The sequence below is a fragment of the Rhodothermales bacterium genome, assembly GCA_040221055.1.
In the GTDB taxonomy this organism is placed as follows: domain Bacteria; phylum Bacteroidota; class Rhodothermia; order Rhodothermales; family UBA10348; genus 1-14-0-65-60-17.
Map to the genome: position 1 here is coordinate 1 of JAVJVN010000011.1, position 12,193 is coordinate 12,193.

The following is a 12,193-nucleotide window of genomic DNA, read 5'->3' on the forward strand; positions in this document are numbered from 1 at the left end:
TCGGTGCTGTTCCGGATATTGGACATAACCCGTTGGGTGTTGCATGGAACTTGTTTGTTCGCACCATCAAGATACCAATTATATGCAACTTAGCCCAACGGGTTTTTTGTGTCCGTACGTCAGAATCGCACAGCTTAGGTCCCTCAAAGATCCTATCTGTTACCAAAATCGAATGAAGGCAGTTATGATGACGAAATATGTACTCTGCCTGTGCGCTCTCCTGGTTCTCTTCACGCATCCATGCGTTGCCCAGATCATGCGCTATGCTGAACGAACGACGCCCAATACGCTGAATCCTTATCAGATGCATAAGGAAAGAGGAGTTACAGAACGGCTGTATTCACTGTTGTATCAGGGACTCGTTCTCTACGATCCGGAGATCGAGCAGTCCGTTTCTCGGTTAGCCAGTCACTGGGAGCCGGAACAGGGCGTTACCGAATCCTTGACCTTTCATATCAGGGAAGGAGCAATGTGGCACGATGGTACCCCGGTGACGGCCAGAGACGTGGAGGTGACCTACAATAAATTGCTCAACAATATCAAAGTCCAGAATACGGAAACCGTGGAAACCGTACGAAGCATCGTCGAGAAGGTCACTCGGCTGGGTAATACCGTCATCAAGTTTGACCTGGTTCGAAGTACCGACGTAAGTACCGCACTTCAATATTTTGAGCAGTGGATTGTACCTGCACATGCATTCAATCCGGAAACGGGACTCGAAAATAGTCTGAACAACAGTTATCTCTCGGACCTGGCGATTGGTACTGGACCCTTTGCAATGCGCAAAAAAAAGAGTGCCAACGGGAACGTACAGATGACATCGTTCGATCGGACCGGAACGTGGGAATACTGGGGTGACGTCCCCAATCTGTCCGAGATTGAAATGTACGTTGAACCCGACCCGTTCAGCAGGGTCCAGAGTGCCTTGGCCGGGTCGGCAGAGTTGATTATTGACGTACCGGTCAGTCAAGTAGACCGCATCCAGAATGAGTCGGGCTGGACGGTGAAAAAGTATGCGAACGATTCGTTCATTTCCTTGGCCGTCAACTTGAGCAATGCGAAACTTGCCAACGTCAAGGTGCGACAAGCCATGATGCATGCGATGGATCGTCTTGGCTTGTTGAAGACGCATTACCAAGGCAGGGGCACAATTCTGCATGCCCCTATGGTCCCGGGAACGCCTTTCAGTACCAACGACGTTGTCCGTTACGACCATGATGTTGACAAGGCCAAGGGGCTCCTCGCAGAAGCAGGCTTTTCCATAATTGGATCTTCAGGGATACGTCAAAATGCCGCTGGCGAGCGACTTGAATTCACGATGATAAGCTTCGTGGATGGCGCGGCAACCGAGACGACCCGCAGTAACGTGTTGGACACCATCGTGAATGAACTTGAAGATGTGGGTATCCGTGTCAACGTAGAACCCCTGGACTTCCCCGTGTACATAGAAAGGCTGCGATCATCCCGGGAATATGATTTGGCATGGTGGGCTCCTTCTTTCGATTCATCGTACAACATTACGAAGTTCTTTCACTCGAACTACAATGCGAAAGGACAGCCCAACTTCGTAGGCTATCAGAATAATCTCGTCGACCGATATCTGGATGAATTCAATGCGGCAACAGATCCCCTGAGTCGAACAAGCAATATGGCTGCGGTCCTGAAAGAGTTGTCTCAAGATCTGCCATATCTGTACTTGTTGTCCATTGACAAATACTATGCGACGCACGTGAACCTGGCTGTGCCCAAGGTGCATCCCTTTTACTTCTTCTCATTTGTAGAAGTTTGGTCCAAGTTTTGAAGGTGGGCCCAAACCTGGTAAGAGCGGGACTCCAGCTCGCGAGAATAGTCGTCATCGGCTTGGGAACGGCAGCAATCACGCTCCTTGTCGTCAGCTTACTTTCCAACCCCCAGACGGGTCACGCTACATACTGGCAGCGCCTGTCGCTGTACTTCTCCGATGTTGTCGGAGGACTGTTCTCAGCAGATCGAAGTCGAAGTGGATTGAGTCTGCAGGACTTTGCCATCCGGACGTCTTGGACCCTCTACCTGGTTGTAGTATCCGGGCTGACAGTATGTACGATTGGAGTCCTGTTTGGAATAGTACGATCCGTGACCGATCGCCGTATCCTATCGAAACTACTCCGGACAATGGTGCTGGCGATTACATTCATTCCACTATTAATCTGGTCCAATTATCTTCAACTGGTTTCCAGTGAGTGGTGGGGGATCAATGTAAATGCTTCTTTGAATGACCCGGGTCTAGCTTCCTACGGAGTGTTGATTATCCCATGTGCAGCACTCGCGCTCAGTGATGGACTCATTGACCGGTTGGCCTCAACGGTGGAATTGGATCTGAGAAAGTTCTTCGCGTCGTCCTACTGTCTTGCCTTGAGGTCGCGCGGCGTCCCCCTGGTGACCCATGCGGCTCGGTCCATATTGCCGGGTGTCGCGTTTCAGACAGCCTCCATGCTCATTTATTTATTGGGCGCCAGTCTGGTCGTGGAGCACATATTCGCGATATATGGACTGTCCATGACATTATACCAGGCCATATTCGAGACGAGACAGTTCGATATTGTGGTTTACATATCAACGGCGTTCGTCCTGATTACATATGTCCTGCATGAAACCGGTCAGGCGGTTGCAGCGTGGGCCGATCCTCGTGAACGTCGGGTCCGGCATGGATAGCTCCCGCATGCGAAAGAGTCTGCCTGCATTGTTGGCGATTGGAATTCTCGTAGCATGGTCCGTTGCGGGTTTCTGGATATCCACTCCAAGGGATTCCAATAAGGACACCGTAGCGCCACCCGTGCATAGCATATTGCAGCGCAATATGGTCTCAACAGCGTCGTGGTATGAAGCCTATCCGGCGCGAAGAGCCTTCGAGTCCATCTTTGATGATGTGTTCGGTTCAGAGTGCGATGTTGACAGCAGTATGGTGGATAAAGGCTCTTCAAGCCTCCTATCACGTATTGCCGCCCCCCCGTCTTTTGTAGCCATTGTCGGGCAACCCTATGTCTATGATACGGGTCTGGAATGGGACGACGCATGCATTGTCTCGGCACCTGACGGAGTCAGTATCGAGGGTGGGGTTTTGCGATGGACACCTCTGTCAAAAGACATGGATTATGCAAGCCAGGAAAAAAACTTCAAGGTCGGCTATTTCAGGGGAGACTCCGCGGGCGTCGTACAGGAATACAGGGTCAAAGTGACATCAGAGTCGTTCCTGCTGGGGACCGATTTACGTGGACGCCCGATCTCCAACCTGATTATTCGAGCTGGTCGCTGGATAATACTGCCCGGACTTGTCGCCGTACTTGGCATCCTTCTATTTGGGCTTATTCCTGGCGTATTGGCAGGTTATCGCGGTGGTCGACCGGATGCAATCGTGTCTTCTTTTGCTCAGGTCTCTGAATCGGTACCGATCATCATTGTATTGGTTGTGGTAGCTATTGTAACTGGAATGAATATATATGCAACCATGTTTGTTGTCGGAATGATATTGGCACCAGGTGCGGCAAGGGATATTAAGGCCAGGGTGCGATCATTGAATGAAAACCAGTTTATAGAATCTGCAAGAGAACTGGGCTTGTCTGAGAAAAGAGTGATATGGAGTGAAGTGGTTTGGTACAATTGCATGGATGTCATAACCAAACATGTCTTTGCTGTGCTTCTGTTTTCCGTGGTGGTCGAAATAACGTTGAGCTATCTCAAGGTGGGGCTACCGGAATCTGAGATCAGCCTCGGCGGACTGATTCTTGCAGGACGAGCTTTGGCATTCAACCAAGGGGCATATTGGTTGCTGGCGCTCTCCTGTGGTGCCACGATTGCTGCAATGGGGTTGTTCGCTATGGCTGGTAATGCGGTCACTGAATTCTTCAAACGGGGCGAATGAGCCATGGAATACGCCGCAGTACCCGAACAACTCAGCGTAGGCAACCTGTGTGTAGACGTCAAGAGTGACGGTGGTCTGAAGCGCGTGGTGTCTGATGTCGGTTTCTCACTTCGTGAGGGAGGTCGCCTTGGAATAGCCGGCGAATCCGGCTCGGGAAAAACACAGCTTTTGCGGGCTTTGCAAGGAGTCAGTCAAGGGACGGTGAGCGGAACAATGATATTCGAGGGGGCCGAGGTTGAAGTGGCGAAACCTCTTCCGTTTGTTCTCAGACGGCGTAAACGTTCATCGGATAGCCGCTACCGGATGGGAATGGTTTTCCAGGAACCGCAGGCTTCATTTTCGCCGTATCAGACGGTACTTGATCATGCACACGACACGGCGGCATCAGCCGAAGGGCAACAAGCAGACATCAAATTGCATGTGGAGTCCACCCTTTGTGCCAGACTGAGCGAGTTGGGATTCGCGTCTCCGGAAGCCTATTTGGGGAAATATCCTCATGAGTTGAGCGGAGGAGAAGCCCAGAGGGTTACTATTGCACTCGCATTGATGATGGAGCCGCGTCTGATTCTGGCGGATGAACCCACTACGCAATTGGATGCGCTCATTCAAGTCCAGGTCCTTGAGCTTCTTGATACCGTCATTCGTGACAAGGCACTCTCTCTTATCCTTGTCTCACACGACCTGGCGGTACTCGGCAAAATGGTCGATCGCATTCTGGTTCTCAAGAATGGGCAAGTAGTAGACTATTCGGATACTCAGGAAATTCTGTTCGGGCCCATTGAGGCCTTGCATCCCTATACCCAAACCCTCCGTCGGGCGGTAGAATGAGCGAAGGAAATATTGTACAGGTACAGTCACTAAGTGCGTCATACCGGAACGGCTATGTTGGTGGAAAAAACATGGGTGAAGAGCGTAAAGCGGCGCTCAGGAATATATCCCTCAATGTCGCGTACGGGGAAGTATTCGGAATTGTAGGCGAGAGTGGTAGCGGAAAATCAACGCTCGTCCGATCTCTCCTCAGATTACATGAACCGGATGCCGGGAGTGTACAGATAGCAGGATTGGATGTAATGCGTCTGGACACGGAGCAGCTGAGAATTCGGCTCCGACGCGTCGCCAGACTGATGTACCAGCATCCGGACTCTTCTTTGAACCCTGGTATGACGGTTCGTGATATCCTGCTTCAGTGCACAAGGCTGCATCGTTCCGACTTGGATGACGTTTCGGCTCTCAAGGAAATATTGGATTTCCTTGAGAGCGTAGGGCTGGACGGCAGTTACCTGGGTAGATGGCCAGGAGGATTGAGTGGAGGCGAAAAGCGGAGGATAGCCATGTGCCGTTCCCTGCTGTCCCGTCCCCGTGTATTGTTCGCAGATGAACCGACATCAGGGCTCGATGCCGCAACGCAGGAGAGCTTTCTTCGCGTACTTATCCGCCTCAAGGAACAGCTCAAGCTTACAGTGGTCGTGATATCCCACGACTTGGGCCTCATTGGTCGAATATGCAATCGGGTCGCCGTGATGAAGGCAGGCGAGATTGTGGACACATTGAATCGAGAACAGATCTTGCGGCGCGAGTCCAATCACGCGTATGTCCGAGACTTACTGGCTGCGCATCTGAAGTTGTCTGACCTTCAGGCTGAACCGTGATATTCTGGCATCATTCGCGATTCCGGTATCGTTTGTTGTTACTCTCAAGGCTTCGCGGTGTCAGAATTATGAACGGTTCCACGAAATGATGGTCGTCCTCGAATGAAATGATGACCTCTTCGCCTACGAGTTTATACGTACCATAGGCTACGGTCGGTTTGACGGATTCCCAATCGGACGGGAAAGTCGTCAGTGTCCAATGTCCGCTTCTCGTTTCCGGCAGCCAGCGCCTAAACCACTCAAACGTTCCGTCATCACGTAGCAGTATCCAATACGTGTCGCCAAATTCAGAATCAGACTCAAAACGGCCCATCTTCAGCATTGCTGCGTTGTTACGTCCTGGTTGGTCAACCTGATCAATCTCATCGGGCTGGAATAACGGTTCAACTGGCTCTTCGTCGTAAATCAAGGAGTTGTCAAATGTCGCATCTGGGTATTCTGGCGCGGGTTGGTAATAAAGAAAGTCATCATATCTTCTGTCAAGCCATCTGAGAAATGATATGGATGTCATTTCGCTTACCAGCTTGCGATTATCGGTGTTGGTTGCCAAGAGAATACTGAATAGAAAATCAGACAAACTGACAGAGTTTCCAAGCGGACCGACACCGGAGATTATGCGCTCTATCGTGATGGGGCACTCCATGAATACGGAATCCAACGCCTGGTGAGTGAACTCGCTGATCATTCCGCCAAATACTTGGTCAAACATGCTTTCGGAACGCACGTTTCCTGTTCGTTCTGTTTGTATATCCCTCCGGTATTCGTTGAGGTAAACAGAATACAATCCTTGATATGTCTGAAAGAATTGTTGGGCATTTGCAGCGCACGATTCACGTTGCGCGTGCGCGTCATGGTATTTAAGAAAGTTCGCGAGGAGAAAAACAGCGAGCAGGAATCGCATATTCATTGTGGTTCAATATTGACGCTCGACTTCGGCATAGTACGTATCCTTGCAATCTGTCTGCGTTGCGGATGTTTTTCCAAAAATGATTTCGGGAACTACTCCATTTAGATGGGCGCGGATTTGGGGGATTGGTGTGAGATGGCCGACCGTTAATACCCTCAATTCGCGCCCAAACCCGCCGCGGCGTATTTTACCCCCATGCCCAACTACGACACCATGACCTACCGCCGATGCGGGCGCAGCGGGCTGCGGCTGCCGCTGATTTCGCTCGGGCTGTGGCACAATTTCGGGGATGTGGACGACCAGGAGACGGCGCGCAGCATGATCCTGCACGCGTTCGAGGCCGGCATCACGCATTTCGATTTGGCCAACAACTATGGGCCGCCGCCAGGCTCGGCCGAGGCGAATTTTGGGCGCATCATGGCGGCGGACCTCTGGCCGCACCGCGACGAACTCATCATTTCCTCCAAGGCCGGATACCACATGTGGAACGGTCCGTATGGAGAGTGGGGCTCGCGCAAGTACCTGGTGGCCAGCTGCGACCAGAGCCTGAAGCGGCTCGGTCTGGAGTACGTGGACATCTTCTATTCGCACAGGTACGATCCCCGCACACCGCTCGAGGAGACCATGGGAGCGCTCGACTACATCGTCCGCTCCGGCCGCGCCCTCTACGCCGGCATTTCCAACTACGGCCCGCAGGAAACACGGGATGCGGCGCGCATCCTCCGTGAACTGGGGACCCCGTGTCTCATCCATCAGCCCAAATATTCCATGTTCGAGCGATGGATTGAGCCGGAATTGATTGATGCGCTCCAGGAAGAGGGCATGGGATGCATTCCGTTCTCCCCGCTGGCCCAGGGGATGCTCACCGACAAGTATCTGCACGGCGTGCCGTCCGATTCGCGCGCGGCCAAGGAGCACGGCTTCCTCCAGCCCGACGCCCTCACGCCGGAGCGCTTGGAGCAGATCCGCGCCCTGAACGCGCTCGCCGCCGACCGCGGCCAGACCCTCGCCCAAATGGCCCTGCAGTGGGTGGCCCGCCTGCCCGTCGTCACGTCCGTATTGATCGGCGCCAGCCGCGTCGCCCACATTGACGACGCCCTCGGGATGCTCACGGCGCCCCCCATCACCGACGACGAATTCGCGCGGATAGACGCGGTTTTGACGGGCTGAGCCTGTCTCTGTACAGTGATAGCCTGAAGGTTATACGGGTGTCCATGATGGGTCCAATCGGCATGCCCCGGATATCAGAATTTTTCGGCATCTCGATATATCTCTATTTTGATGACAGAAGCCATCACGCTTTGCCACATATACATGCGATGTATAGTGGAAACGAAGCGGTGTATTCCATCCAAAACGGGATCAGATTAGCTGGTCAACTGCCGCGTCGCCAGGATCGACTGGTCAAGAAATGGATGTCGCTTCGAACCAGCGAATTGGAACATGCATGGCAGTGTGCTGTGAAAATGGAAGATCCCGGCCAGATAAAACCTCTGACATGATGCCACAGTCACCATCGGCTACTGCAGCCAAGCCCATCGCACTCACGCCGCGTATTGTAAGGCTGGACGCAGATCCGCAGAATTACGTGCTAACGGCCGTTTTTGACACGGGTGAGACCAAGTGTTTCAATGTTGAGCCCTTGCTTACTCAAGGTGTGTTTCGCCAACTCCGGAGCCACGAGGCGTTTTCGTCGGTTCATATCGACGAGCTGGGAGGAGTAATTTGGGATGCGGGACCGGATTTGTGTCGCGATACGATTTACTTTCAGGGCACACTCGCGCCAAGCCCAACTACCACAATTTGATGTATGGCTGAAGCAGAGACAGCCGGCAGCGGGGGAGGCTCATTCTATCAAATGGCGGAGGGCCCTTTCGTTGCGTTCGGAATCTGTCCTGCAGAAACAGGCTGATCCTTCTTCTGCACCCCACTTTGGGAACGAGCGCATAAGACCGGTTTTCCATTCGATAGGAAGAGCCTAGCCGAGCACGAATGAGCTTATCGCGGCCGGGCTGGTTTGGCATCGACTTTTCTTCGATCTTCAGGGATCAGAGGAAGGACCATGCAGCGACGCAGACGTAGACGCAAACGCAGCCTATCGCAGACCGTGCTCTTGACAGGCCTGTTGGCGTGTGGATGCGGGCTGCACGCAGCCGGCGCGCTCGCTCAGGCTCCGGAATTCGAGCGGTTCGATACGGGCGACGGGCTGCCGAACAACACCGTCCACGCCCTTCACACGACTGAAGATGGTTTCTTGTGGGTCGGCACCACGGACGGTCTGGCCCGATGGGACGGGTACCGGTTCGAGGTTTTTCGACGGGACCTGCCCAGCACGCACGTCAAGGCCATTGACGATGCGCCGGATGGGGATCTGTTCGTGTTGACCCACGACGGTTTGGTGCGCTGGAATCCCCGGACTGGTCGGCCCATGAGGGAGTGGCCCTTCGCGGATGCGCAGGCCATGCTGGTCCTGTCCGATCAAGTCTGGGTGCAAGCGAGCGGCAGCGTATTCCGTATCCGGTCGACGGTGGGTGTGCCAGTCAGAGTTCAGACAGACGCCGATGTAGGTGCTGAGCGGATTTGGGGATTTGGTAACGTCCGGACCAGCCCGGAGCGCACGTGGGGCCTGATGGAATGGGGCGGTGACATCTGGATGTCGTCGCCCGGTGACGGCATCATCCGCATGGATCCCGAAACGCTGGAGGCAAACGTGTGGCCATGGCCGCAGGACATTGGTCCGGGAGTTCAGTTTCCTGGTCTCTTCCGCTGGAACGATCAGCTTATCGTCAGCCACGCTGAGGGAGCGTTCTCCGTGTCAGTTGGGGAAGGAGGCGCGCCCCGATTCAGTCCATTGGAAGGTGAGCGCTTCGCCGAACCCTGGCACGCGATAACCGGGCACGTCGATGGAACAGGGGCAGGCGTCGCTGGAGAATGGGTCACTATTGGGACGGATTTCGGCATCGTCAGGGGCTCGGGTTCGGGCGAGCGGATCCTTGTGGAAGCCGGGCCGACGCGGGAGCTCTCCAATGTGGTGCTGGCGGCCGCGACCCTGCCGGACGGATCGACGTGGCTGGGAACGCGGAACGGGCTTTATCGGATGCGGACGCCGGCGGCTGCTGGCTCGCAACTGTTCATGGAGGGGGTACCGGTACTGTCGCTGGCACGCGCGCCATCGAGCACGGACATTTGGGTCGGGACGTTCGGCCAGGGCGTGTACAGGATGCATAGTGAGGCGGTGACGGCGAGCCCAAGTGGATTGTCTGCTGCCGAACCTGTGGAAATGGGCGCCTGCAATCCCACGGTATGGACGCTGTTTATCGATGCAGCGCAACGGGTTTGGGCGGGTACCGACGGGGGGCTGTGCCTGTGGGATGCGTCGCAGGAGCGTTTCGATCCGGTGTCGATCGGCGAGGGCGTGCACGCGATCGCAGAGCATCCCGAGGGCACGGTGTTGGTGGGGACCACGAAAGGGCTCTGCAAAATCCAGGCCCCAGGAGGAGACGATGGTGAACAGCATCCAGTAAACTGGAAAACGGAATGCACGGGTCCCGAAGGGCACGTGCAGGGGCTGGAGGTGGATTCCGCCGGCGCGCTCTGGATGGCGCTTTTTGACGGGCGGGTGTTCCGGGACGGGACGGAACTGGAGGGAGTGACGGTAGGTGGCGAGGGGGGATGGATGATTTCGGATGTGGGCGCGGCCGTCGCCGTGTCGGGCGCATCGGGACTGACGATGGTGACGGGCGACGGCCGCGCCCACACCTTCCTGGCAGACCATATCGTGTATGGCGCGACGACGACCTCCGACGGAACGCTCTGGGCCTCGACCAGCAAGGGACTGTTTCGGGCTTCTGAGGGGGGCGGGGCCGGGGAGGAAGGGTGGCAGGCTGCAGATTTTGAGCCGATCGGTGCGCTTCAGAGTGAGTTCAACCGCCGAGCCATCCTGGCCGTGGACAGCGTGTTGTTCATAGGGGGCATGGACGGGTTGACGCGGCTGGACCGGGTGGCCCGGCCTGCGCAGCTGAACCTTGTGGTGACGCGGGTGGACGTGGTGGGCCGGGACTCATCCTACGTATTGCCGAGTCTGCCGAACGGGGGGCTGGAGCTTGCCCACGACCATGTTTCGTTCGAAATGGAGTTTTCTGCGCTGGGGGGCCGGGAGTCGCTGGTGTATCGGTATCGGCTGGAGGGGTTCGATACGAACTGGAATACACCGCCGGCCCGGACGGCGCGCTACACGAATTTACCGCCGGGCGACTACCTGCTGCGCGCCGAAGCCCGCGGCCCAGCCGCGACCGCCGAGCTCTCCATTCCCATTCACGTCCGCACAGCCTGGTTCGCCACCTGGTGGTTCCGGCTCGGCGTACTGGCGCTCATCCTGGCGGCGGCAGGCACCGGCTGGCGTCTGCGCCAAGCGCATCTGGATGCCATGGCACGCATCCGATCCCGCATTGCCAGTGATCTGCACGATGATGTAGGCAGCCGCCTGGCGGGCATTGCGCTGTTGTCGGAACTGGTGGCGAGCAGCGCATCCCTCCCCGGCACCGAGTCGGACCGACTGGAGACCATCAGCAAGACGGCGCGGGAACTAGTGACGAGCGTCAGGGACATCTCGTGGCTGGCGCATCCATCGAATGATCAAATCCAGGATCTGGCCGACCGGATGCGGGAAGCGGCGCAGGCGCTGCTGGGCGATCGGACGTGGGAGCTGCGCGCCGACGCCGAGCATGCCAAGGATCGGCTTTCGCTGCACGTCCGCCGGCACGTTTTCCTTGTGTTCAAGGAGGCGCTGCACAACATTGGCCGCCACGCCGGCCCCACCGCCGAGGTCGACGTACGGCTCGGCGTTGAGGGAACGCGATTGGTGCTTGTCGTGTCGGACACTGGAGCCGGGTTCCTGCCGAGTGCGGCGGGCACGGGGCAGGGCCTGCGGAACATGGCGGACCGGGCGCGCGAAGTCGGCGGGACGTTGGACATCCGCTCGGCGGTGGGCGAGGGTACGACCATTACCTTGTCGGTTCCACTGTAACACCAGGACGATGGACGCGAATACGATTGCGGTCTGGCTGATTGAGGACGATGCGCTCTTCCGCGACACGGTGGCGGCGGTGCTCAGCACGGTGGAGGACATCGCATGCACGGGCCGATTCGTGACGTGCGAGGAGGCGCTGGAAAGGCTGGCGGCGGCGGATGGCGATTCCCGAATAACAGACGTGCAAGGTCCGGACGTTATCCTGCTCGACATCGGGCTTCCGGGAATGGGCGGGCTGGAGGGCATCCCGCGTCTGCGGACGGCGGCGCCCCAGGCCGAAATCGTCATTCTGACCGTCCATGAAGACAGTGATCGCGTGTTCGATGCGATCTCTCGGGGCGCCAGCGGATACGTTCTGAAGCCGTCCACGGCAGAAGGCATCGTACGGGCCGTGCGGGCCGCGTATCGTGGCGAATCGCCCATCACACCGCGCATTGCCCGTCGCATCCTGGATCGATTCAAGGGGACGCCTCCCGAATACGGCCTGTCGGACCGGGAGCGGGACGTGTTGGAGCTGATGGTGACCGGCATGACCAAGCGGGCCATGGCCGAGGCGCTGACGCTGTCTGTGCACACCATCGATCAGCACGTGCGGCACATCTACGCCAAGCTGGATGTGAACACGCGGGGCCTGGCGGTGGCAAAGGCGGTGGGGGAAGGGCTCTTGGGGCCGAGGCCCACAGAATAACGCGTTTGCGTCATGTGCCGGA

Annotated in this window: 10 protein-coding genes; 9 read left to right on the forward strand and 1 reads right to left on the reverse strand. The window is 56.4% G+C overall.

The features are described 5' to 3' along the window. Positions 1-256 precede the first annotated feature (256 nt). The 5 genes from RIE53_04730 to RIE53_04750 all read left to right on the forward strand — a co-directional run bounded on the left by RIE53_04730 (position 257) and on the right by RIE53_04750 (position 5,547). Entirely contained in the window at positions 257-1,801 is a 1,545-nt protein-coding gene (locus RIE53_04730) for an ABC transporter substrate-binding protein (protein MEQ9103981.1), read from the forward strand. 668 nt (positions 1,802-2,469) lie between these two features. Then, entirely contained in the window at positions 2,470-2,691 is a 222-nt protein-coding gene (locus RIE53_04735) for a hypothetical protein (GenBank protein ID MEQ9103982.1), read from the forward strand. Positions 2,692-2,698: 7 nt separating this feature from the next. Beyond that, positions 2,699-3,898, forward strand: coding sequence for an ABC transporter permease subunit (locus RIE53_04740; GenBank protein ID MEQ9103983.1), 1,200 nt, complete (start codon positions 2,699-2,701; stop codon positions 3,896-3,898). 3 nt (positions 3,899-3,901) lie between these two features. Then, positions 3,902-4,726, forward strand: coding sequence for an ATP-binding cassette domain-containing protein (locus RIE53_04745; protein ID MEQ9103984.1), 825 nt, complete (start codon positions 3,902-3,904; stop codon positions 4,724-4,726). Between the two features lie 71 nt (positions 4,727-4,797). Beyond that, positions 4,798-5,547, forward strand: coding sequence for a dipeptide/oligopeptide/nickel ABC transporter ATP-binding protein (locus RIE53_04750; protein MEQ9103985.1), 750 nt, complete (start codon positions 4,798-4,800; stop codon positions 5,545-5,547). A gap of 10 nt (positions 5,548-5,557) precedes the next feature. Here the strand turns inward: RIE53_04750 and RIE53_04755 are convergent, their stop codons facing one another. Beyond that, positions 5,558-6,448, reverse strand: a complete 891-nt coding sequence (locus RIE53_04755) for a hypothetical protein (GenBank protein ID MEQ9103986.1) — start codon at positions 6,446-6,448, stop codon at positions 5,558-5,560. A gap of 201 nt (positions 6,449-6,649) precedes the next feature. Here RIE53_04755 and RIE53_04760 point away from each other — a divergent pair, with 201 nt between their 5' ends. The 4 genes from RIE53_04760 to RIE53_04775 all read left to right on the forward strand — a co-directional run bounded on the left by RIE53_04760 (position 6,650) and on the right by RIE53_04775 (position 12,171). Beyond that, on the forward strand, positions 6,650-7,624 hold the full coding sequence (locus tag RIE53_04760) for an aldo/keto reductase (GenBank protein MEQ9103987.1): 975 nt from the start codon (positions 6,650-6,652) through the stop codon (positions 7,622-7,624). 44 nt (positions 7,625-7,668) lie between these two features. Next, complete coding sequence (locus tag RIE53_04765; protein ID MEQ9103988.1) at positions 7,669-7,956, forward strand: DUF4160 domain-containing protein; 288 nt, start codon at positions 7,669-7,671, stop codon at positions 7,954-7,956. 605 nt (positions 7,957-8,561) lie between these two features. Continuing rightward, positions 8,562-11,480 carry a two-component regulator propeller domain-containing protein gene (locus tag RIE53_04770; GenBank protein MEQ9103989.1) on the forward strand — a complete coding sequence of 973 codons (2,919 nt, stop codon included), beginning with the start codon at positions 8,562-8,564 and terminating at the stop codon, positions 11,478-11,480. Positions 11,481-11,490: 10 nt separating this feature from the next. Beyond that, positions 11,491-12,171 (forward strand): response regulator transcription factor, encoded by a 681-nt coding sequence (locus RIE53_04775; GenBank protein ID MEQ9103990.1) that lies wholly within the window; start codon positions 11,491-11,493, stop codon positions 12,169-12,171. The last annotated feature ends 22 nt before the right edge of the window (positions 12,172-12,193 follow it).